The organism is Pandoraea soli, from assembly GCF_902459595.1.
GTDB lineage: Bacteria > Pseudomonadota > Gammaproteobacteria > Burkholderiales > Burkholderiaceae > Pandoraea > Pandoraea cepalis.
The window spans coordinates 167229-189015 of the sequence record NZ_CABPSG010000008.1; the positions used below are offsets into that span (position 1 = coordinate 167229).

Annotated in this window: 20 protein-coding genes; 2 read left to right on the forward strand and 18 right to left on the reverse strand. The window is 65.0% G+C overall.

Annotated elements, in window-relative coordinates; translation table 11 throughout:
• The first annotated feature begins 63 nt into the window (after nt 1-63).
• Entirely contained in the window at nt 64-993 is a 930-nt protein-coding gene (locus tag PSO31014_RS15715; RefSeq protein ID WP_174976536.1) for a helix-turn-helix domain-containing protein, read from the forward strand.
• A gap of 98 nt (nt 994-1091) precedes the next feature.
• Here PSO31014_RS15715 and pcaD read toward each other — a convergent pair whose 3' ends face one another.
• The 5 genes from pcaD to pcaH form a co-directional block, all read right to left on the reverse strand.
• Entirely contained in the window at nt 1092-1898 is an 807-nt protein-coding gene (gene pcaD, locus PSO31014_RS15720; RefSeq protein ID WP_150552456.1) for a 3-oxoadipate enol-lactonase, read from the reverse strand.
• 13 nt (nt 1899-1911) lie between these two features.
• Entirely contained in the window at nt 1912-2337 is a 426-nt protein-coding gene (pcaC, locus tag PSO31014_RS15725) for a 4-carboxymuconolactone decarboxylase (RefSeq protein WP_150552457.1), read from the reverse strand.
• A complete protein-coding gene (locus PSO31014_RS15730; RefSeq protein WP_150552458.1) occupies nt 2334-3710 on the reverse strand; it encodes a 3-carboxy-cis,cis-muconate cycloisomerase in 1377 nt (458 codons plus the stop codon). The genes pcaC and PSO31014_RS15730 overlap by 4 nt, the downstream gene beginning before the upstream one ends.
• A 148-nt stretch (nt 3711-3858) precedes the next feature.
• Nucleotides 3859-4449, reverse strand: coding sequence for a protocatechuate 3,4-dioxygenase subunit alpha (gene pcaG / locus PSO31014_RS15735; RefSeq protein WP_150552459.1), 591 nt, complete (start codon nt 4447-4449; stop codon nt 3859-3861).
• Nucleotides 4450-4452: 3 nt separating this feature from the next.
• Entirely contained in the window at nt 4453-5163 is a 711-nt protein-coding gene (pcaH, locus tag PSO31014_RS15740) for a protocatechuate 3,4-dioxygenase subunit beta (protein WP_150552460.1), read from the reverse strand.
• 119 nt (nt 5164-5282) lie between these two features.
• Here pcaH and pcaQ point away from each other — a divergent pair, with 119 nt between their 5' ends.
• The gene (gene pcaQ, locus PSO31014_RS15745) at nt 5283-6230 is read left to right on the forward strand and encodes a pca operon transcription factor PcaQ (protein WP_150552461.1); all 948 of its coding nucleotides are present in this window, start codon (nt 5283-5285) and stop codon (nt 6228-6230) included.
• A 43-nt stretch (nt 6231-6273) separates the two neighbouring features.
• Here pcaQ and PSO31014_RS15750 read toward each other — a convergent pair whose 3' ends face one another.
• The 13 genes from PSO31014_RS15750 to PSO31014_RS15810 form a co-directional block, all read right to left on the reverse strand.
• Nucleotides 6274-7179 carry an amidohydrolase family protein gene (locus tag PSO31014_RS15750; RefSeq protein ID WP_150552462.1) on the reverse strand — a complete coding sequence of 302 codons (906 nt, stop codon included), beginning with the start codon at nt 7177-7179 and terminating at the stop codon, nt 6274-6276.
• Nucleotides 7176-8915, reverse strand: a complete 1740-nt coding sequence (locus PSO31014_RS15755) for an acyl-CoA dehydrogenase family protein (protein WP_150552463.1) — start codon at nt 8913-8915, stop codon at nt 7176-7178. The genes PSO31014_RS15750 and PSO31014_RS15755 overlap by 4 nt, the downstream gene beginning before the upstream one ends.
• A 1-nt stretch (nt 8916) precedes the next feature.
• Nucleotides 8917-10791, reverse strand: a complete 1875-nt coding sequence (locus PSO31014_RS15760; protein ID WP_150552464.1) for a feruloyl-CoA synthase — start codon at nt 10789-10791, stop codon at nt 8917-8919.
• 81 nt (nt 10792-10872) lie between these two features.
• Nucleotides 10873-12324, reverse strand: coding sequence for an aldehyde dehydrogenase (locus PSO31014_RS15765; RefSeq protein ID WP_150552465.1), 1452 nt, complete (start codon nt 12322-12324; stop codon nt 10873-10875).
• Between the two features lie 40 nt (nt 12325-12364).
• Nucleotides 12365-13195 carry a p-hydroxycinnamoyl CoA hydratase/lyase gene (locus PSO31014_RS15770; protein ID WP_150552466.1) on the reverse strand — a complete coding sequence of 277 codons (831 nt, stop codon included), beginning with the start codon at nt 13193-13195 and terminating at the stop codon, nt 12365-12367.
• Nucleotides 13196-13336: 141 nt separating this feature from the next.
• Nucleotides 13337-14479 (reverse strand): porin, encoded by a 1143-nt coding sequence (locus PSO31014_RS15775; RefSeq protein ID WP_150552467.1) that lies wholly within the window; start codon nt 14477-14479, stop codon nt 13337-13339.
• 143 nt (nt 14480-14622) lie between these two features.
• Entirely contained in the window at nt 14623-15879 is a 1257-nt protein-coding gene (gene mhpT / locus PSO31014_RS15780; protein ID WP_246176671.1) for a 3-(3-hydroxy-phenyl)propionate transporter MhpT, read from the reverse strand.
• Nucleotides 15880-16160: 281 nt separating this feature from the next.
• On the reverse strand, nt 16161-16703 hold the full coding sequence (locus PSO31014_RS15785; protein ID WP_150552468.1) for a MarR family winged helix-turn-helix transcriptional regulator: 543 nt from the start codon (nt 16701-16703) through the stop codon (nt 16161-16163).
• 147 nt (nt 16704-16850) lie between these two features.
• A complete protein-coding gene (locus PSO31014_RS15790; protein ID WP_017233217.1) occupies nt 16851-17216 on the reverse strand; it encodes a response regulator in 366 nt (121 codons plus the stop codon).
• Nucleotides 17217-17263: 47 nt separating this feature from the next.
• Complete coding sequence (locus tag PSO31014_RS15795) at nt 17264-17905, reverse strand: chemotaxis protein CheX (RefSeq protein WP_150552469.1); 642 nt, start codon at nt 17903-17905, stop codon at nt 17264-17266.
• Nucleotides 17906-17944: 39 nt separating this feature from the next.
• Nucleotides 17945-18514, reverse strand: a complete 570-nt coding sequence (locus PSO31014_RS15800; RefSeq protein WP_150552470.1) for a hypothetical protein — start codon at nt 18512-18514, stop codon at nt 17945-17947.
• Nucleotides 18515-18530: 16 nt separating this feature from the next.
• Entirely contained in the window at nt 18531-19259 is a 729-nt protein-coding gene (locus tag PSO31014_RS15805) for a methyl-accepting chemotaxis protein (protein ID WP_150552471.1), read from the reverse strand.
• Nucleotides 19256-21661: an MCP four helix bundle domain-containing protein gene (locus PSO31014_RS15810; RefSeq protein WP_150552472.1), complete on the reverse strand. Its 2406-nt coding sequence runs from the start codon at nt 21659-21661 to the stop codon at nt 19256-19258. The genes PSO31014_RS15805 and PSO31014_RS15810 overlap by 4 nt, the downstream gene beginning before the upstream one ends.
• Between the last annotated feature and the right edge of the window lie 126 nt (nt 21662-21787).

Below are 21787 nucleotides of genomic sequence, written 5' to 3' on the forward strand. Positions count from 1 at the left end.
TGAATGGATGAATCGACGCCTTTCTTGTACTTTTTCGACAACTTGAACCAAGGGAAAACCAGTATGTCAGGCGCGTCACCCCGACTGCGCGCGGCGCGCGAGGCGATTCCGGAATTCTCGCTGTATGGTGAATTGACGGGCACCGACAGCGCCGATTTCGTCCATATCGAGTGGATTGAGACGCGCAGCCGCCTCTACGACTGGCATATCGACACGCACCGGCATCTGGGACTGTTCCAGGTGCTGGCGATCTTCGAGGGCGCGGTGGAGGCGAACGTCGACGACGCCACGTGGGAGGTGCAAGGCCCGGCCGTCATCACGGTGCATCCGTCGGCCGTCCATAACTTCCGCTTCTCGCGCGGCGCGCACGGCTTCGTGCTGACGATGGCGCAGAGCGTGCCGTTCGATGCCGCGCTCGGCGCCGATGCCGATATGGCGTCGCTGCTGCGCAAGCCGTGGCTATTCCCGTTGGGCGATGCACCGCAAACGCGCGACCGTCTCTACACGCTGCTCGGTCTCATCATGGACGAGTTTTCGCGCCCGCAACTCGGGCATGCGGAAATGGTGGGATGGCTCACGCGCAGCGTGCTGCTGCTGCTCGCGCGCCTGCATGCGCATCACGATTCGGCGACCCGGGCGGGACGCACGGAGCTGGATTTGTTCGCGCGCTTTCGCGCCCTTGTCGAGACGCATTACACCGAGGCATGGGCCGTACCGGCCTATGCCGAAAGATTGCATGTCACCGAGAGCAAACTCAATCGGTTATGCCGTCGCATCGCGGGAAAATCGGCCTTCGATCTGGTGCAGGACCGATTGATGCTCGAAGCGCGCCGCAAGCTGATCTATATCCCCGCACCGGTCTCGCATGTGGCGTACGAACTCGGCTTCCAGGACCCGGCGTATTTCTGCCGCGTCTTCAAACGGCATGTCGGCGTCACACCGTCGGCGTTCCGCCGCAACGCGCAACATGCCCACTTGGGCGACGCCTCGTAACCTCATGCCGGGGGGCGGGCCTTCCCTGTTGAAGGCCCCCCCCGGCGACGCACCGATTCTCAGATTCCCCGATGCGTCGACGCGTCGGCGCTCAGTGCTTACGCATTGGCCGGCGTCGGCACTCGCAGGAAGCTCAAGAGCGCCTCAGTTACGGCCGGGGCACACTCGATGTTCGAGATATGCGCGCCCGGCACGACAATCTGCTGTGCGCCCGGAATCCGTTCGAGCATCGCGCTCGACATCGCGGGTGGCGTCGCAAGATCCCCCGCACCGGTCACGATCAGTGTCGGCGCCGTGATCGACGCAATCTCGTCGAGCTGATTCATGTCGCGCACGGCCGCACAGGCGGCCGCGTAGCCCTGCGGCGACAGCGAGCGGAACATCGCCTTCATGCGCTCGATCAACGCCGGTTCCTTCTCCGCGAACGCAGGCGTAAACCAGCGCGACACCACGGCGTCGGCGACGGCAGACATACCATCGGCCAGCACGGTGCGAATGCGCGCATTCCAGCCGTCTTCGCCGCCGATGTGCGCCGACGAGCAGACGATCGCGAGACGCTCGAGACGCTGTGGTGCATGAATTCCCAGCCACATGCCCGTCATGCCGCCCATCGACACCCCAGCCACACTCGCGCGCTTGATATGCAGCGCGTCGAGCAGCCCGATCACGTCACGTCCCAGTTGGTCGATGACGTAAGGGCCCGGCGTGACGGACGAGCCGCCATGTCCGCGCGCGTCGTAACGGATCACCCGGAATTCACGAGCAAGTGCCGGCACCTGCGGCGCCCACATCTCGAGCGTCGTGCCCAGCGAATTGGACAGCACCAGCGCCGGTGCGCGGTCGTCGCCGTCGATCGCCACGCGCAGCGTGGCGTCGCCCACCTCGATAAGACGTTCCGTCGTCATTCGTTTCGGCTCCTCAGCGTTGTGCGGCGTCGCGCGCGCGGGTCGTCGAACCGGGCTCGGCGGCTTCCATCTCCGCGAAGACCGTCTCGGCATCGTGGATCGCCTGATTGGCCGCAGGCAGGCCGCAATACAGCGCGGCGTGCATGAACAGCTCCTTCATTTCCTCGCGCGTCACACCGTTGTTGAACGCGGCGCGCACGTGCATGCGGAACTCGTCGCCACGATTGAGGGCGATGAGCAGCGAGAGTGTCACCATGCTGCGCATATGGCGCGTGAGACCCGGACGCGTCCAGACATCGCCCCAGGCGAAGCGCGTGATGAAGTTCTGGAAGTCGTCGTTGAATTCGTTGCGGCGTGTGAGGGTGCGGTCCACGTGCGCGTCACCGAGGACAGCGCGGCGCACCTGCATGCCGTTGTCGTAGCGTTCCTGATCGTTCATGATGATTTCCTGCCAGGTTGAATTGGCGCCACGGCGGCGTCGGCAAGCGCGAGAACCCGCCCCACAAACGTCTCGGCAGCACCCAGATAATGTTGCGGGTCCGTCAGTCGCTCGAGCGTTTCAATGCCGAGGCTACGGATAATGTCATCGTCTTCGCGCAGGATATCGAGCAAAGGACGCTGCTGCGCGAGCGCATTGCGGCAATGCGCCTCGACACGCCGATGGGCTTCGAGACGCCCCATCGTTTCGCCCAACGCCATCGTCACGGCCTCGGCCATGATGAGCCCGTGCGTGATGTCGAGATTTGCCCGCATGCGCGTCGTGTCGATCGTCCAGTCCTGCACGAGCGTGCGCGCGGTGGCCAGCGCACCGCCGCACAGCATGAGCAACTCGGGCAGCGTTTCCCACTCGGCGTGCCACGTGCCCAAACCGCGTTCGTGATCCTGCTGCATCGCGACGAACAACGTGGCGGCCAGTTGCGGCGTGCGGGTCGCCGCCGCGAGCATTGCGGCACAGCCGACCGGATTGCGCTTGTGCGGCATGGTCGACGAACCACCACGTCCGGGACCGGAGGCTTCTGCAATTTCACCGACTTCGGTTTGCGTCAGCATCGCCGTGTCGCGCGCGAACTTGCCCAGCGAGCCCGTCAGCGACGCCGCCCAACTTCCCACGCGCACGATGCGATCGCGCTGGCCATGCCACGGCGTAACCGCCTCCGACAGCCCCAAGTGACGCGCGAGCGCTGCGGCGACCACCGGGCCCTGCGTGCCGAGCGACGCCAGCGTGCCGGCAGCCCCGCCGAACTGCGCGCACAGCACCTGCCCACGCACGTTCGCGAGATCGGCGCGCGCGCGCAACAAACTGTCAAGCGTGCCCGCGAGCTTGAGGCCGAACGTGATCGGCAAAGCGTGTTGCAGCCACGTGCGGCCGATCATGACGGTCGCACGATGCTGCCGGACTTGCGCCGCGAGTTCGGCGATGAGGCCGTCGAGGTCGACGCCGAGGTCGTCGAGCGCGCCACGCACCTGCAGGATGAGACCGGTGTCGATGGCGTCCTGACTGGTGGCGCCCCAATGCACGAAACGCGCGGCATCGGCATCGAGCGCTTTCACACGCGCTGTCAGCTGTTTGACCAAGGGAATCGCGAGGTTGCCCGCGCCAGCCGCGGCGTCGCGCAGGGCGGGCCAGTCGAGATCGCCGGCCCGGGCGGCGGCGGTGATCGGGGCGACAGCGGCGACCGGGATCAGACCGGCCTCGGCCTCGGCGGCGGCCAGCGCCACTTCGAAGTCGAGCATGCCCTGCAGCGTGGCGTCGCGCGAGAAACGCGCTGTCACGGCAGCGCCGCGCAGCAAAGAGTCAAGCAGTTCCGTCATCGGAGCGTCGAGAGTGATTAGGGTTGGGTAGGGCCGGGTCGCCCTGGTACGTTGCAACAATGCAGAGACGGCCACGGGCCGGCGGCATTTGCATGCCGACAGCCCGAAGCCGCACCAATATCAGCCTTGCGTGACCGAATGATCGACCTCAAAGGTCGATGAAAACCGTCTCCTCGTCGCCCTGCATGCGAATGTCGAACCGGTACGACACACGCCCGCCGCTCACCTCGCGGCGCGCGATCAGCGTGTGGCGGCGTTCGGCCGGCACTTGTTGCAGCACGGGGTCGAGCGCATTGGCCGCGGCCTCGTCGTCGAAATAGATACGCGTAAACAGATGATTGAGCAAGCCCCGCATCGTCAGAATCACATCGATGCGCGGTGCCTCGCCCGGCGCGGCCGCGCCGGGCTTGATCGTGTCGAAGACGAAACAGTGCTCGGCATGCGTGCCGGTGCCGCAGCGGCCGGTGCCGGCAAAGCCGGTGCGCTCGATGTCCTCGGCGCTCTGCACGTAGCGGCCAGCGGCATCGGCCTGCATGACCTCGATCAACGCGTCATTGATCGGTTGACCGGCGCCGTCGAGCACCTGTCCGACCACGCGGATGGCCTCACCTTCGGCACGATCGAGCGCCACCACGGGGGTGAAGGCGCTCTTGAAGTCGTAACGGTACTGCTCCGGCGACAGGCCATAAGCGAAGTACGGGCCGACGGTCTGCGACGGCGTTTGCTGATAATCGGACATGACTCAGGACTCCATCGGGGTTTGGTCGGCACCGCGCAGGACGATGTCGAATTCGTAACCCAGTGCGTACTCGGGCTCGGTGATATCCATCGAGAAGCGCGCAATCAGGCGGTCGCGGGCATGCGCCGGGGTGGCCTGGAAAATCGGATCGTAGCCGAGCAGCGGATCGCCCGGGAAGTACATCTGTGTGACCAGCCGGGTCGCGAAATACTCACCGAACACCGAGAAGTGCAGATGCTGCGGACGCCACGCGTTGTGGTGGTTCTTCCACGGGTAGGCGCCTGGCTTGATGGTCAGGAATTTGTAACGGCCCTGCGCGTCGGTCAGCGCGCGGCCGGCACCGAGAAAGTTCGGGTCCAGCGGGGCGTCGTGCTGGTCGACCTTGTGCACGTAGCGGCCGCATGCATTGGCCTGCCACAGCTCGACGAGCGTGTTCGGCACGGGACGACCGCCTTCGTCGAGCACGCGGCCCGTGACGATCATGCGCTCGCCAAGCGGCTCGCCGTTGCGCACCGCATTGCGCGTAAGGTCGCTATCGAGCGCCCCGACGATGCCGTGACCGTAGACCGGCGAACGCAGGTTCGCGAGGTTCTGCTTGACGGGCACGAGCAGTTGCTTGGGGCCGCGCAGCGCCGTGGACTTATACCCGCTGTCGATCAGCTTGGGATGCGAATCCCAGTCGCGGGGGTGCAGGACGGTCGTCGAATTCGACATGGTCTCACTCCATTTTGTGTTGACGAATCTGGCTTGCCGCCAGCTTGTTTTCGACACTATATCCATAATCAATGGATATATTTATTGACATTTTCTTAGGTTTTTCATAACTTTTCGGCATGGAAAGACATCGACTCGACGGACGAATCAAGCTGCGCCATCTGCAATGCCTGCTGGCGGTTGCCCAACACGGCAGCCTGCAGCGTGCCGCGGAAGCCCTGTCCATTACGCAGCCGGCCGTCAGCAAGACGATTGCCGAACTCGAAGGCCTGCTGGGCGTGCGTCTGTTCGAGCGCGGGCGCAATGGCGCGCGCCCCACCGCACAGGCCGAACTGTTTCTGCGGCATGCGGGCGCGAGCGTGAGCGCACTGCGTCAGGGCATCGACGTGCTCTCTCGCGCCAACGGCCAGACGGGCGGCGTGATCGAGATCGCCGTATTGCCCACCCTGGCGGCCGCCATGATGCCCAGCGTGCTCGAAACGTTCCGGCGCGAATGGCCGGGCATCGTCGTGCAAGTGCACACCGGCGCCAATCAACAGTTGCTCACGCAGTTGAAGTCCGGACAGGTCACGCTGGCGCTCGGCCGGATGTCGGACCCCGAGGGCATGGCGGGCCTCACCTTCGAGCACCTGTGCGCGACCCCGCTCAGCGTGGTGGTGCGTCCGTCGCATCCGCTCGTTCAGCAGCGTAGCGTGTCGATGGCCGACATCGCCCGCTATCACGTGGTACTGCCGCCGAACGGCACGATCCTGCGGCATACCGCCGACAGCTTCTTGCGCACGCATGGCGTGGGCATGCTCGACGACTATTCCGAGCTGCTCTCGATGTCGCTCGCCCGCGCGATGACCTTGCGCGACGACGTCGTCTGGATCGCCTCCGAAATCACCGTGCAGGACGACCTTGCCGATGGCGTGCTGTGTGCTTTGCCGTTCGCGACGAAGGGCACCGAGGAGTCCATCGGCATTCTGTGGCGCAACGACACCGTCCCGACGCCGCCGGAACAAACGCTCATCAGCGCCATGCGCGAAGCGGCACGCGTGCGCTACGGCACACCGGGCGTACGCTGAGCGCAGCACGGCGTGACCTTTCACGCCCGCCGCCCGCCGCCCATCACGCCGCCGACGCGATGCGCTGCCGCGTGTTCGCCAGCCCGAGCATGCGCACTGCGTTGTCCTTCAGCACAAGCGGTTTGACCTCGTCGCGAAACCCCACCGTCTCGAAGTCGCGCAACCACCGGTCCGGCGCGATGAGCGGAAAATCCGAGCCGAACAGCATCTTCTCGCGCAGCAGCGAATTCGCGTATTGCATCAGCTCCGGCGAAAAATACTTGGGCGACCACCCCGACAGATCGATGTAGACGTTCGGCTTGTGCAGCGCGATGGACAGGGCTTGCGATTGCCACGGCCACGACGGGTGTGCGATCACGATGTTCATGTCCGGGAAGTCGGTCGCCACGTCGTCGAGGTGGATCGGCTCCGAGAACTTGAGCCGCAACCCGCCGCCGCCGGGCATGCCGGAGCCGATCCCCGAATGACCGCTATGAAAGACCGCGGTGAGCTGGTATTCGGCAATCAGCTCGTACATCGGGTAGGCCATGCGGTCGTTGGCGAAGAATCCCTGCATGGTGGGATGGAACTTGAAGCCGCGCACGCCGAATTCCTCGACGAGCCGCCTCGCCTCGCGCACGCCCATGCGCCCCTTGTGCGGATCGATGCTCGCAAACGCGATCATGATGTCCGCGTTCTCCTGCGCGAAGCCCGCGATCTCCTCGTTCGGAATACGGCGACGACCGATGTTCGCCTCGCAATCGACAGTAAACATCACGAAGCCGATATTGCGCTCACGGTAATGCTCGATGGTCTCGGGAATCGTGGGGCGGCGATTCTGCTTGAGCACCGTGCCGAAATATTTGTCGGCCGCGTCGTCGAACGCCTTGCCGAACAAGTCCGGTGGCTGACAGCACGACACTTCCGCATGCACGTGCGTATCGATGGCGATGAGCTTGTCGAGATTCATTCGGCGGTCTCCGGGTCACGGATTTGCGCAGCGACGATCGCCATCGCACGACGCGTCTCCGGCAGGCTGAACTTCAACCAATAGCGCGCCGCGCGGCGTTTCCCATCGGCGACGGGCCCATGGACGCGATGCGCCGCCAGCGCTGCCTGCGCCCAGAGGCCTGCCATCGACAGACCATGCACCACGCGCATCACCTCGCCCGCGACACACAATGCCGCTCGCGGCGATGTTCGCGCCAACGCGATGACCGACGGCATCAGCAACGTCCAGTCGTCGAGCGCCGTCAGCGCGGCGTCGAAGCCATCGCGCGTGTCGACGACGCGCGCCTCGCTCACCTGCGCACGCGCCCACGTCAGCCATTGCGACAACGCGGCGCCGTCGTCCTTGACGACCTTGCGCAGCATCAGGTCAATGGCCTGAATTTCATTGGTCCCTTCATAGATCATCGGGATACGCGCGTCGCGCAGAAACTGCGAGACGCCGGTCTCCTCGACATAACCGTAGCCCCCGAAAACCTGTAGCGCATCGCTGGCGCCCAGGAACGCCTGCTCGGTGAGCATCGCCTTGACCACCGGAGTGAGCAGCGCCGCCAGCGCATCGGCCTGCACGCGCGCCTGCGGCGTGTCGGCATGGTGAGCCTCATCGATGGCGAGCGCCGCGCGATACAACAACAGTCGCGCGCCCTCGACCGCCACGCGCTGACCCTCGAGCAAGCGCCATACCGCCGGATGCCCGGCGATGGGCACGCCGGCATCGGCCCCCGGCACGCGCGATTGCACACGCTCACCGGCATGCCGAACCGACATATCGTAGGCGCTCTGCGCCAGTCCGACGCCGGACGCCCCCACATGCAACCGCGCCGAGTTCATCATCGCGAACATCGCCTCGAGTCCACGATGCGGCGCGCCGATGAGGTAACCGGTCGCCCCCTCGAACGCCATCGAGCACGTCGCGCTCCCGCGAATCCCCATCTTGTGCTCAATGCCCGTACAACGCACGGCATTGCGCTCGCCATTCGCAAGCACCTTGGGGACAAGAAAGAGCGATAACCCGCCGCTGCCCGGAGGGGCATCCGGCGTGCGCGCAAGCACGAGATGAACGATGTTCGGGGTGAGATCCTGCTCGCCGCCCGAGATGAAAATCTTCTCGCCGGTCACACACACCGTCTCGCGCGACCCGTCGATCCATTCGGCACGCGTGCGAATCTGCCCGAGGTCGCTGCCGGCGCCCGGTTCCGTCAATGCCATCGTGGCGAGCCATTCACCACTGACCAGCGGCCCCAGCCACGCATCGCGCAGTGCGGCGCCGCCGAATCGGTGCACGCATTCATACGCACCATGCAGGATGCCTGGGTACATCGTCCAGGCGAGATTCGCGCCGGCCGTGAGTTCCTGCACGGCCACCTGCACCACGACAGGCAACCCCTGTCCGCCCAATGACGGATCGCACGGCAGCGACGGCCAGCCGGCGTCGCAATACTGGCGATAGGCATCGGCGAAGCCGCTGGGCGTACGCACCTCGCCGTCGCGCCAGGTGCAACCTTCACGGTCCCCCACGGCGTTGAGCGGCGCAAGCACTTCACGGGAGAAACGGGCGGCTTCGTCGACGACTTGCACGAGCGTGGCCGTGTCGAATTCACGAAACGGGGCGAGGCGTGTCAACGCGTCGCCCACGCCGAGCGTGTTCAGCACGAACGCGATGTCTTCGGCCGCGCCAAGCGATTGCGGGTACATCATGTCAGCGCCTTGCGGGTGCGAGGATGACGCGCGGGTCGCCCGCCTGCGCGGCATGCAGCGCATCGACGGTCGCGGCACGCTGGTCCTGCACCGCGCGCTGGTTGATCGATCCCTTGTCGGTGACTTCGCCCCGGTCGAGCGAGGGCGGAGTGTCGAGCAGTATGAGTCGCGCAACATACGTGGCGCTTCCCCCGGCGCTCGCATTCAGTCGTGCGAGCAGTGCCGAGAACGCTTCACGCACGGGACCGCTCGCCAGCACGTCGCTCAACGGCGCCTGTGACGGCAAACCGCTCAAGCGCCGGCAATCCTCGACGCGCGGGAAAACCATCAATCCGATATCGTCGCGATTGATGCCGGTGACGACCGCGTCCTGCACATAGGGGGCTCCTTCCGAAATCACGCGAGCCCGCAACGGCCCCACGCTCACGAACGTGCCTGAACTGAGCTTGAAATCTTCGGTGATGCGTCCGTCGAATTGCAGACCGACCTCCGGGTGCTGCGCGTCGACAAATGTGGCGGCATCCCCCGTGCAGTAATAGCCCTCGTCGTCGAACACGGGATCGCCCGACGGGTGACGCCAATAGCCGGCCATGACGTTCGGTCCGCGAAAGCGCACTTCGAGCTTGCCGCCGACCGGAGCGAGCTTCACTTCGCAGCCGGGCGCGGGCAAGCCGATGTAGCCCGCCCGCATGATCGGGCCGGTGGTGAACATGCAACTCGGCGACGTCTCGGTCATCCCCAACCCCGACATGATCCGGATACGTTCGCCGCAATGCGCCTCGGTCACGCGTTCAAGCCGGTCCCAGGCCGCCTGGGACAGCCCGGCACCGCCGAAGAAGTAGAGATTCACACGGGCGAAAAAGCGCTCGCGCAGGGCCGCGTCGTTTTCGAGTGCGATGGCGAGATCCTCCCACCCCTTCGGCACGTTGAAATACACGGTCGGCGAGATCTCGCGCAGATTGCGCAACGTTTCCTCGAACTTTCCGGCGACCGGCTTGCCGTCGTCGATGTAGAGCGTGCCGCCGTTGTAGAGCGCGATGCCGACGTTGTGACTTCCGCCATACGTATGATTCCAAGGCAACCAGTCGACCAGCACGGGCGGCGCCTCGCCGAAGGTCGGGAACGTTTGCAGCAGCATTTGTTGATTGCTGCACAGCATGCGCTGTGTGGTCGGCACGGCCTTCGGCAGACGGGTTGAGCCGGACGTGAAGAGGATCTTGGCGATGGTGTCGCCGTTGACTCGCGTGTGAATGGCATCGACGTCGCGCGGCACGGTATCGCGCAGCGCATCGAAGGCCAGCGTGCCCCCGTCACCGCGCGCGGTGACGCGGACCACATTGTCGTCGAGCACGGCGTCCATGGCGCGACCGTAGGCGCCCGCATCCGTCGCGTACACCAGCCCCGGCTGCAGCAAGTCCAGCGTATGACGCAGCTTCCCGAAGTCCGTCGAAACGATCGAATACGCCGGCGAGATCGGCGCGAACGGCACCCCGGCGTACATCGCGCCGAGCGCAAGCTCAAAGTGTTCCAGATCGTTGCCGGAGAGGATCGCAATGGGACGTTGCGGCGACATGCCGCGATCGCGCAATGCCTGGCCGATCGCACGCGCACGCTGCAGCATCTGCGCATACGTGATGCCGATCCATTGACCGTCGGGGCCGCGACGCGCCACGAGCCACCGTTCCGGGTGCCGTGCCGCGCCGGAGATGAGCCGGTCTGTGAGCCGCTCCGGAAAATCGCCGAGCGGCTCACGCGAGCGCAGATACCAGCATTCGCCATCGCGAATCACGTCGACCCCCGGGTTGCCGATGGCGACCTGGCGATAGCGATGAGCCGCCACGTCTTGCGTGGCGGCGGTGTTGTTGCCTTGATTCAAAACACTGTCTCCTGCTTCGATCCCGCCGCGGCGCTCTCTCGGTAGCGTCCGCCCGCGGGCACAGCCTCATCCTGCGAACGATCAGATCGGGTAATGGCGCGGTGTGGTCTGCACGGTGATCCAGCGCAGTTCCGTGAATTCGCCGATCGACGCCTTGCTGCCGAATCGGCCGTAGCCGCTGGACTTCACGCCGCCGAACGGCATCTGCGCTTCGTCGTGCACGGTCGGGCCATTGATGTGGCAGATTCCCGACTCGATGCGCTTGGCCAATTGCAGCGCACGCGATACATCCCGGCTGAAGATCGCGGCCGACAAGCCAAACTCGCTGTCATTGGCCACCCGCACCGCCTCGTCATCGCCGCTCACACGCTGGATCGTCACCACCGGACCGAACGACTCCTCGCGGTACAGGCGCATCGCCGGGCTCACGCCATCGACGATCGTCGCCTGCATGATCGCACCGTCAACCCGGCACCCCAGCGGCAGATGCGCGCCATGCGTGCGAGCGTCCTCGACCAGCGCCGCCACACGCGACGCCGCCTGCGCGCTCACCATCGCACCGAGCACACTGTCGGGCGACGTCGGCGACCCGGCGCGCAACGTCGCCGCCTTCGCCGTGAGCTTTTCGACGAAGGCGTCCGCGATGCGCGCGTCGACGATCACTCGCTCGGTCGACATGCAGATCTGCCCTTGATTGAAGAACGCGCCGAACGCAATGCCGTCGACGGCGGCGTCCAGATCGGCGTCGTCGAGCACGAGCACCGGGGCCTTGCCGCCCAACTCCAGCAGCGCCGGCTTGAGATGTTCCGCGGCGAGTCGCGCGATGATGCGCCCCACGTGCGTCGAGCCGGTAAAGTTCACGCGCCTGACAGCCGGGTGCGCAATCAGACGCGCCACGATCTCGCCGGCATCGTGCGGCGCGTTCGTCACGACGTTGACCACCCCGTCACCCAGTCCCGCTTCGTGCAGGCAGGCACCGATCAATGCATGCACGCCGGGGCATTGCTCCGACGCCTTGAGCACGACCGTGTTGCCGCACGCGAGCGGCATGGCAAGCGCGCGCGTCGCCAGAATCACCGGGGCATTCCACGGGGCGATGCCAAGCACCACGCCGACCGGCGAGCGCACCGCCATCGCAAGACTGCCAGGCACATCGCTCGGAATCACGCTGCCGTCGATCTGCGTGGTCATGGCCGCCGCTTCGCGCAGCATGTTGGCCGCGAGCATGACGTTGAAGCCATACCAATTGGCCATCGCGCCGGTCTCGGCGGCCCCGATGGCGATGAACTCCGCCGCGCGGGCGTCCATGCGCTCGGCGGCCGCAAGCAAGCGTTGTCGACGCGCCGTCGGCGACAGCGCCGCCCAGGCGGGAAAGGCCGCTTGCGCCGCGTCGACGGCCGCATCGGCATCCGCCAGCGTCGCGGCCGGTGCCCGTGTGGCAACTTCGCCCGTCACCGGATCGATGCGCTCGAACGTTGCCCCACCCTGCGCGCCGCGCCACTGGCCCCCGATCAGCATCTGCACTTCATGCATTGCGCTCTTCCTCTTTCCGGTCACTGATGAACGTTGCGCCTCAGCGCTTGTAGGCCTGCAGACCCGGCTTGATCGCCTTGTCGTCGAGGAACTGCTTCAAGCCTTGCTCGCGGCCGTGTTCCGGATCCCGCAGTTGGGCCTGGTCGAGCTTGGCGTACAGATAGTCTTCGCACTGTTCCCACGTCAGCTCACGCGAACGCTTGAAACCATGCTTTGCCGCGCGCAGCACGACCGGATTCTTCTCCAGCAGCTTGGCGGCCAGGGCCAGCGTGGCGTCACGCAGTTGGTCGAGCGGCACGCTCTGGTTCACCAGCCCCATGTCCGCCGCTTCCACGCCCGTGAATGTGTCGCCGGTCATGATGTAGTGCAGCGCGCGGCGATGTCCCACCGTGTCGGCCATGGCCTTGCTGACCAGATTGCCCGGCGGAATGCCCCAGTTGATCTCCGACAGACCGAACACGGCCTCGTCGGCAGCGATCGCCAGATCGCACGCCACCAGCGGCGAGAAGCCACCGCCGAAGCACCAGCCGTTGACCATGGCGATGGTCGGCTTGGCGTACATGCGCAGCCGGCGCCATTGCCAATCCGACGCGTCGCGGCGTACGCGCTCCTGCACGACTTCCGGCCCGCCATCGATTTCGCGGAAGTATTCCTTCAGATCCATGCCCGCCGTCCACGCCGCTCCCGCGCCCGTGAGCACCACAACGCGGGCATCGGCATCGAGTTCGAGTGCGTCGAGCACCTGATTCATTTCCGTGTTGAGCGTCGGGCTCATGGCGTTGCGTTTTTCCGGGCGATTGAAGGTGACCCAGCCGATGCCCCCCTCCACCTTCACGTCGATCGTCGTCCAGCGTCCTTCGTATGCAGTCATTTTGCGAAATTCCCAAGTGTTCCGGGCAACCTGTGCCGCGCGCCGGGAGTGGCGCGCGGTGTTGCCGACAGACACATTTAATATCAGGTAACCTTACATTGCAAGCATCACGTTTTCAGTGAAAACCCTGATCTCGAAATATCAGAACGTGTGACGCATGCCGAGCATCACACCGGCCTGGCCCTCGCCGGCAGGCGGCGTGGTGCCGCCGCCTCCGCCGCTGACCGAGTACGCTGCGTGGGCGCTGTTGAAGAGGTATGCCGCCTGCGCGTAGACCGCGGTGCGCACCGAGAGCGAGTAAGTGGCGCGCAGCGTGGTCATCGTGCCGCGCGTGTTGTGATCGCTGTTGACGATGCGGTAGACCTCGCCGTCCACCAGCCACGCCGGCGTAATGTTGTACGCCGCGCCCAGGTAGAACAGGTTGGTGTGCGTATTGATGGCGGACGTCGACACGCGACGGCCCAGCCAGCCGCCACCGACCTTCAATGCGCCGTACTTGTAGTACGCGCCGAGGGTCGTGCGGGTGTCCTTGTCGCCGCTGCTGGCGAACACCGAGGTGGGTTGTCCGTCGAAGAAGTTGACCGCGGCGTTGGTGCCGCCACGCAGCTCTTCGTATGATGTGGCGACGCCGAAGTTGTTCGCGTCGTACTTGAGCATCACCGACCAGTCACGGCATTGCACCGACTGCCCCGGCACCTGTCCGGCGCAAGTGCCCTGCCCCGGCGAATTGCCGGTGCCCGCCGCGTCGCGGCCGAACGAATAACCCGCACCGAAACTCAGCCCCTGCCAGCCGACCTGATACGTGACCGAGTTGTCGGTGCGCGCATTGGGAACGTAAGCATCGAACGACCCCATGCCGTAAATATCGGGGCCAAGGATATCGGAGCCCAGCAGCGCGTAGAACGTCATGGTGTACTGGCGGCCAAACGACAGCGTGCCATACGGGCCCTTCACGCCCACGAAGGCCTGGCGGCCGAACAGGCGACCGCCCTGGCCGAGATCGCCGCCCCGCAGGTTGAAGCCGCTCTCGAGCTGGAAGATCGCCGCGAGCCCGCCGCCGAGATCTTCCGTGCCGCGCAGACCCCAGCGCGACGGAAATTCGCCGGTCACACCCGGCATGCGCAACACGGCACCATTCACACTGGCGCGCGAGACGTACTCGATTCCGGTGTCGACGATGCCGTACAGCGTGATATTCGATTGTGCGCTGGCGATACCGGGCGCCGCCAGCGCGGCGGCCACGGCCAATGAAGCGAGCGCATGAGCGCGATGGGGAAATACCATGTGAGTCTCCAAATAATTGTAGTTATCGGTGTAGGCAAACCAGGAACGGCAGACCTGCGCGGCCATTGCGCAAGAAAATGCGCGACGGCACAGCCAAGCGGCGTCCGTCGCGCACAAGCGAGGCCAACCGGCGTGACGCCGAATCAGTCAGCCGCGCGGGGACGACGAATGAGCATGAGGGCGGCCAGCGCGGCCACGATGGTGACGGGAATGCTCGCGCCGATCACCAGGGCGGCACTGCTGCCCACGGCAAGCAGCATGCCGGCCGCCAGCGGCCCGACCACCGAGCCGATGCGCCCGAACGCCACCGCGGCCCCCACGCCCGTGCCGCGCATGGCGGTCGGGTAGTAGGCGGCGGCGAGCGCATAGAGCACCGACTGGCCGCCGATGATGAACATGCCAGCGAAGAACGCCGCCGTCGCCAGTACACCGAAGCCCTGCGCCGCCGCGAGCCCGACAAGCGAGGCGATCATGCCCAGGTACATGCCGCCAATCACGAGCGACATGCGTGCGCGATCCATCAGGTAGCCGAGGGCGAGCACGCCGACGGCGCTCCCCACGTTGAAGAGAATCTGCACCCAACCGATATCGCCGCGCGCCAGACCGCGCGCCCCCATGAGCGACGGCAGCCAGTTGAGCAGGAAGTACAGCACGATGAGCGTGCAGAAGTAGGAGAGCCAGAGCTGAATCGTCGAGATGCCGCGCCCCTCGGAGAACAGCACTTTCATCATCGGCGCGGGCGTGGCGCGTTGGCCTTGCGAGGTCGCGGCCGCAAACGCGCGAGATTCCGGCAGGCACCAGGCGAGCAACGGCAAGAGCAGCAGCGGGCCAACGCCGCCCGCGTAGAAGATATGCCGCCAGTCGGCGTCGCTCACCGCCAGCATGCCAATGGTCGCGGCAATGCCACCGCCGAGCGGAATCCCGCAATACATGATGCTCACGGCCGTGCCGCGCAGGCGTGGCGGCACGGCTTCCGACGACAAGGCGATCAGGTTCGGCATTGCACCGCCCAGGCCGATGCCCGTGAGCACGCGCACGATCACCAGCATCCAAAAATCCGACACGAACGCCGTGGCAATCGACAACACGCCGAAGACCGCGGCCGAGAGCATCAGCACGCGCTTGCGCCCGATGCTGTCGGCCAAACGCCCGCCCACCATCGCCCCGGGCAGCAGGCCAAAAGTACCCGCCGAAAAGGCGAGCCCCATCTGCGCGACGCTGAGTCCGAACTCCTTGGCCATGCCGCGTGCCGCCACCCCGACCGACTGCAGGTCGAGACCTTCGAGCAACGCGACGGCAAAGCAAAGCGCCAAAGTGAGCGCCACCGGACTGACGAGACTCGCTTGCCCGTCCGGCGCCAACGGCAACGCCTGCGCGTTGCCCTCCTGATTCGATTTCATGGTGTCTCCTGTCATCTTCGTCATGGACTTCGGTCGCCGCCCTGCGAGAGCGGCACCTGATGCGCAGTCAGCCGACGCCGGCGGCGAAACCCATTTAATCAGGTAACCTGATATATAGGGCGGACGTACGGCGGGCGCGACAATGCCGCGCGAGCCGCATATTGCGTTCGCCTTACCGTGCCACTGGAATGCTGTCGCCCGCTTCTCTGCGGCGACGGTCTCCATTTAATATCAAGCTACCTGACAATACAAGTCATCGGCAGGTCGGGACAAACCCGGGGTCAGTCGCGTAGATTGCGCACGAACATTTCGAGATGGCGTTGCACGGCGGCGGCGTCTTCGCGGCTCACATCGGCACGCATGCGCGTGTCGATCTCCTTGGCGACGGCCTCGCATTGCGCGAGCACCCGGCGCCCTTCGTCGGTGAGTTGCAACAGCACGATGCGGCCATGATTGGGGTCGGGCTCGCGGGTGATCCACTGGCGCCCGGCCATGAGGCTCACGACCTCATTGGCCGATTGTGGCGTGATGAACGAGCGCTGGGCGAGTTGCGCATTGGAGAGCTTGCCTCGGGCATCGAGCACCGATAGCGCCGTGAACTGGGCAAGCGTGAGGCCGAGCGGTGCCAGCGCTTCGGACATGTGGCGACGCAGCAGACGGTCGAGGCTGGCGATGACGTAGGTCAGGCGCAGCTTGGTGCGACGCGGCCGTGCCTCGGCCGAGGCCGCTCCCGCTTCGAACGCTTCGATGTTCGGTGCCGGGGCGACGTTGTCGTTGGCACGCGCGGCTGCGCTCAGCTTCTTCTTCTCGGGTACAACGCTCATGATGAGGAGGCGAGGATGCGCAAACAGCCTGCGCCCGTGCTCGCGTAGTGCGGGAAAGTCAGCAGTGTAACGCCGCCGTCGCGCGGTGGCGACGGTCCGGCGGCGAGGCGTCGCGGACCGGGCCAGCGGCACGGTTGGCCGGTAACGTCAGCCGGCGAGCCGGCGGAACGTCTCGAGCACGGCGTCGCCCTTGAACGGCTTGACGATCCAGCCCTTCACGCCGGCCGCCTTGCCACGCTCCTTCATGGCCGGGCTGCTCTCGGTGGTCAGCATCACCACGTTGACGCTCTGGTTCGCGAGTTCGCCGCGAATCTTCTCGACCATCGTCAGCCCGTCCATATTCGGCATGTTCACGTCGCTGATGACGAGCTTCACGCCCGGGCTGGCCTTGATCTTGGCGAGACCGTCCTTGCCGTCGACGGCCGTGTCCACGTCCAGGCCGTTCTTGCGCAGAAAACCGGCGACTTCGTCGCGCACAGTGCTCGAATCATCGACCACGAGAATCTTCGACATGGTGTTGTCCTTGTGTGTAAGAGGGAGTAGAGGTTCGCGCCGGGATCTCAGAACAGCTCCAGCGCCCCGGTTTCGATGGGCTCGGCGCTTGCCTGCGGGGAGTCGCGAAACGCCTCGGGCGACCAGTTGAGACTGAAGACAAAATGCTGATGCAATGTCACGATCTGGCCGTTGACCGGATCGGCGAGGCGATAGACGAAGCACAACTGCGGGTTGTCGGTGCCGAACGAAATGTACTTCTGCTTGTGATTGATGAGCAGCGGCACCTGCACCTGTGTGCGGCCCACTGCCGAGGGGTCGCCCATGTAGCGGTTCTTGAACGCGCCCCAGATCAAATTCGTCAACTCGCCGAGCATGCCGTTGAGCTCGCGAAAGCCCGCCTGCCCCTCGCAGCGGCCGGTATGTTCGAGCAGTTGCATGAACGGAACCTGCTCCGCCTGCATCATCATGTAGCCGCGGCACCAGGCGCTCTCGAGCGGGATCAGGCTGAAGACCTCACCGAAAATGATGCGATCGCGCACCACGCCGGGCGGCTCGCAGTGCACGGCGATGTCGCCGAACAAGCCGCGAAATACGCCGTCGGTGATATCGACCATGCCGCGCACGAGCGCTTCGGGGTATTCATGCTCGACGCTGTCGTCGAGGATCAGAAACTGGCTGACCGACTCGCGGGGGGTGCTTCGGTTCATTATCGTAATTTCCTAGGGCCTGACAAAACCATTGCCAATTCAAAACAATTCCAGTTCACCGCTGCTGTCTTCCGACTCGCTCACCTCGGCGTTGAAGTCGAGCGGGGCGTGCGCACAAACGCATAGCGTGGCCGCCAGGCGCACCGAACCATCAAGCGTGATGTCCCACGAGGACAGCAGATTCGGCTTGAGTTGCGTGAGGTGCGGCACGCAGTGCGCACTCAGGACGTACGGCGTCGACATGCCCAGATCGGGGAAGTAGTTGAGCAGTTCTTGATTGATCGCCCCGCAGCACAGATTGCCAAGTTCGAGGAACACCTCGCGAAACGGCTTGTCGCGATCGTCGCCCGCGAAGTACGCGGCCGTCGCGTCGTCCTCGTCGAAGTGCAGCACCAGCAGCATGCGAAAGCCGATGGACGAGATGGTGAACACCACCACGTTGGCATGCCGGGCGGCCAGATCGACCCCGACGTCCAGCGGCGGCGCGTCGTGCTGGCGCACTGAGAGCGGCACAATCTCGCACGCGCCGTTCACCGAGCGTGCGAGCCGGGTGCGTGCGGCTTTATGGAGAATGCGTTCGAAACTGTCGCGGGCGTGAGCACTGATCACAACGAAACCTGCTGGCTTAGTGAAGACGGGAATGCAACTGCTGCGCGAGGGCTTCAACGCTCGAGAGTGATGCCGCGATCATCTTGCCGCCCGCCTGAATGTCCTGGAACGTTGCCGTCGTCGTCACGTCGTTGCGATGCAGGCTGTCGCGATAGCTCTTCGAGAGTTCTTCGGAGCGTGTGGCGAGCGAACGCACTTCGCTCGCGACGATGCCGAAGCCGCGCCCGGCCGCCCCCGCGCGGGCCGCTTCGATGGACGCGTTGAGCGACACGATCAGTACGTGCCGAACAATCGACGCCAATTCGTGGTTCTTCGCGTGCATGTCCTGGTTCTGCGTCATGAGGGAGATCATCTGCTCGTGCCAGCGCTCGAAGGTCGCCGCCAGTCCGCGAAGACGCGCCGCCTCGTCCGCGATGCGCTCGGCCTCGGCTTGCCAGTGGCCTTTCGCCTCCAGCACGGCAGCCTCGGACTTGCGCGCCACTTGCAAATCCAGTTCGGCCTGCGTCAAACGCGCCTGTTGTGCGGCGAGCGCCTCATCGTGTGCCTGCCCCCGTTCGTCGAGGTTGGCCACCGCCAGACGCTCGCGTTCGAGCGCCTGCGCCAGCGCCTCGTCATGCGCCTGGGTCAGCGCGCGCCAGTGTGCGGTCGCATGCGCCATGCGCCAGCGGTGCGCAACGAATGCCACGACGACCGCGCCGGTCACGCCCGCCACGCCACCTGCCAATAACCATTGCAGCGCGTTCATGCTCGAATCGTCTCCGAACGGGGTGCATCGAAGGCCGCCACCGGGCGGTCGACGGCATCGGCAGCCACACTGTTCAGGTCGAAACCGTCGACCACGAGGTTGTCCGGCAGACACACTACGGTCTGGAACTGGCGGAACTCGGCCCCCTTATTCTCATCGGTGAAGCGCAGCTCGATGCGGCCATGTTCGCGCCGCACGAAGTCCTGCACCGCATCCATGCCCACACCGCGCCCGGACACCTCGGTGACCTGCGCCGCCGTCGAGAAGCCCGGGCGGAAGATGAACTGGGCGATCTGCTCGTCCGTCACGTAGGTCTCGGCCGTAATCCAGCCGCGCTGCACGGCGATGTTGCGAATGCGGTGCAACGCCAGGCCGCGACCGTCGTCGGAGAGCGTGACTTGCAGCATGTTGTGATCGAGGCCGACTTCGATGTCGATGGTGCCTGCCTCCGGCTTGCCCGTCGCACGACGTTCGTCCGCACTCTCCAGCCCGTGATCCATGGAGTTGCGCAACAGGTGCATGAACACATCGCGCAGAATTCGCACAGCGGGCGAGCGCAGGCGGTAGCCGTTGTCGTCGACACGCACCGCCGGTGCCGGTTTGCCGAGTTCGCTCGCCAGCGACGGCAGCGAATCGAGCACCCCGCCCAACGCTTCGCCCACGCCCTCGGTGCCCAGCAGGCGCAGGGTCTGGTGCACGGCGTCGCGCATTGCGACGAGTTGATGCGGGTCGTTCGGATCAGCCGCTTCGAGCATGCGAAGGCTCGCGCGGATATGGGCGCGGTCCACCACCATCGACTGTTCGTCGGTCGTCCTGCCCGGGCCTTTGCGACCAAGGCTCATCTCGTTGATATGGGCATAGGAATCGACGGCATCGCGCACCCGCTCGAGTTCGCGCATCAGGCCATCCTGATCCCAGAGACGCGCAACGTCGGGCTGGCGCAGTTCGTGATAGCGCTGCTCGGTTTCGTGCACGACGTTCGTCAGATACTGCAGGTTGTAGGTGCGCGCATTGCCCTTGATGGTGTGCATGTTGCGGAACAGCTCGGCAATGGCCGCGCTGTCGGCCTGCGAATGCTTGCGGATGATGCGCTCGTTCTCACGAATGAAGCCGGTCGAGCTTTCGATGAAGTGATGAAACTTCTCCTGGCTGACCGACAGAATTTCGCCAATCATCTCCAGCCGCTGCTTCTGCTCGCTGGCCTCGGCCGCGAGTTGACGCAGTTCCGTCACATCGCGCACACACAGCATCAGCCGCAGAATCGTGTCGCTCTCGTCGGTGATCGCCGACCAGGTCAGATCGAGTTGCTTGATGCGCCCGTCCGGCATGCGCTTGCCGATCTCGCCCACCAGCAGGTGTTCGTTGAAGACGAAGTTGATCGCATCTTGCCCAATGCAGGCATCGACGGCGGCTTCGACCTGCGATAGCGCATCCGCGCCCAGGTCGCTGTCGCCGAATACCAGTTCCATGACAGAACGCCCCGCGATGTCCTGCGTCTCGAAGATCGCTTCGAGATAGGCCGAGTACTCCCCGTGTACTCGCGCGCCGTCGACGACCGTCAGAATGCCCTGCTGCATGTTCTGCAGCATCGCCTGAATGTCAGCCGTCTTCTGCTTGAGTTGCGCCGAGCGCTCCTGAATCTTCTCGATCATGCCGTTGAACGCCACGATCGAGTGCCCGATTTCATCCATCCGACCGACCGGCACACGACGGGTGAAGTCCTGACTCTTTGCGATCTCGCTCATCATCGCCTGCATGCGCGACAGCGGACGCGTGATCTGGCGGTACAGCAACGCGCCAATGGCCGTGAGCAGCACGATCGCCAGTCCGGTCACGATGCCGATGGCCGTCGTGGTGGTCGAGAGCGTGTCGTTGAGCGTGGCGATGGCCGAGTCCTGCTGGCGCGTCTTCTCGACGCGCAGCGTGTTGACCACCCCTTCGAGTTCGTCGCGATACTGCGCGACCATCGCGAAGAGGAACGCCTGCGCCATGTCCGTCTTGCCCGCCTGCTTGAGCTTGGCGGTGTCGTTGATGGCATTGAAGTAGTTCTCGACGCTCTCGCGGGCCTGGGTCACCAATCCCTTCTGCGCATCGCTCGCCGCGCCTTCGGCCTGACGGGTCAGCGACCGGTCAATGTCGCCGCGCAGCTTCTTTAGGGTGTTGAGCGCCTGTTCGACGACAGTGTCGTCCTGCGCGTAGACCAGCGTCATCGTGGCGATCTGTACCGCCTTGACTTGCGAGACGAGATCGGCGGAAGCGAGTGCGCTCGGCACCACGCCTTCCGTAACCTGCCGAACCTTGTGAGCGCTGGCGCGGGTCTGATAGACCGCGTAGCCACCGATGATCGAGAGCGCGATAAACGTCAGGATCACCAATAGCGTAATTCGATGACGGATCGTCATGGCGTCGTTTCCCCGGGTCGCACCGGCCCCCGGTGCCACGCGCGATTCGACGCAGTAGATCGGTTGCCGAATTAGTTGGTATAGGCTTCGTGCGACGTGATTATTGCCGGTGAACTGTGACGATTC

What these genes read in the sequence shown, in the direction of transcription:
- PSO31014_RS15765 (WP_150552465.1), bottom strand. Translation starts at nt 12,324, where the DNA reads ATGCATGAAGTGCAGATGCTGATCGGGGGCCAGTGGCGCGGCGCGCAG.
- PSO31014_RS15750 (WP_150552462.1), bottom strand. Translation starts at nt 7,179, where the DNA reads ATGAATCTCGACAAGCTCATCGCCATCGATACGCACGTGCATGCGGAA.
- PSO31014_RS15730 (WP_150552458.1), bottom strand. Translation starts at nt 3,710, where the DNA reads ATGACGGAACTGCTTGACTCTTTGCTGCGCGGCGCTGCCGTGACAGCG.
- pcaD (WP_150552456.1), bottom strand. Translation starts at nt 1,898, where the DNA reads ATGACGACGGAACGTCTTATCGAGGTGGGCGACGCCACGCTGCGCGTG.
- PSO31014_RS15775 (WP_150552467.1), bottom strand. Translation starts at nt 14,479, where the DNA reads ATGGTATTTCCCCATCGCGCTCATGCGCTCGCTTCATTGGCCGTGGCC.
- mhpT (WP_246176671.1), bottom strand. Translation starts at nt 15,879, where the DNA reads ATGAAATCGAATCAGGAGGGCAACGCGCAGGCGTTGCCGTTGGCGCCG.
- PSO31014_RS15795 (WP_150552469.1), bottom strand. Translation starts at nt 17,905, where the DNA reads ATGAACCGAAGCACCCCCCGCGAGTCGGTCAGCCAGTTTCTGATCCTC.
- PSO31014_RS15715 (WP_174976536.1), top strand. Translation starts at nt 64, where the DNA reads ATGTCAGGCGCGTCACCCCGACTGCGCGCGGCGCGCGAGGCGATTCCG.
- pcaC (WP_150552457.1), bottom strand. Translation starts at nt 2,337, where the DNA reads ATGAACGATCAGGAACGCTACGACAACGGCATGCAGGTGCGCCGCGCT.
- pcaH (WP_150552460.1), bottom strand. Translation starts at nt 5,163, where the DNA reads ATGTCGAATTCGACGACCGTCCTGCACCCCCGCGACTGGGATTCGCAT.
- pcaG (WP_150552459.1), bottom strand. Translation starts at nt 4,449, where the DNA reads ATGTCCGATTATCAGCAAACGCCGTCGCAGACCGTCGGCCCGTACTTC.
- PSO31014_RS15785 (WP_150552468.1), bottom strand. Translation starts at nt 16,703, where the DNA reads ATGAGCGTTGTACCCGAGAAGAAGAAGCTGAGCGCAGCCGCGCGTGCC.
- PSO31014_RS15810 (WP_150552472.1), bottom strand. Translation starts at nt 21,661, where the DNA reads ATGACGATCCGTCATCGAATTACGCTATTGGTGATCCTGACGTTTATC.
- pcaQ (WP_150552461.1), top strand. Translation starts at nt 5,283, where the DNA reads ATGGAAAGACATCGACTCGACGGACGAATCAAGCTGCGCCATCTGCAA.
- PSO31014_RS15805 (WP_150552471.1), bottom strand. Translation starts at nt 19,259, where the DNA reads ATGAACGCGCTGCAATGGTTATTGGCAGGTGGCGTGGCGGGCGTGACC.
- PSO31014_RS15755 (WP_150552463.1), bottom strand. Translation starts at nt 8,915, where the DNA reads ATGATGTACCCGCAATCGCTTGGCGCGGCCGAAGACATCGCGTTCGTG.
- PSO31014_RS15770 (WP_150552466.1), bottom strand. Translation starts at nt 13,195, where the DNA reads ATGACTGCATACGAAGGACGCTGGACGACGATCGACGTGAAGGTGGAG.
- PSO31014_RS15790 (WP_017233217.1), bottom strand. Translation starts at nt 17,216, where the DNA reads ATGTCGAAGATTCTCGTGGTCGATGATTCGAGCACTGTGCGCGACGAA.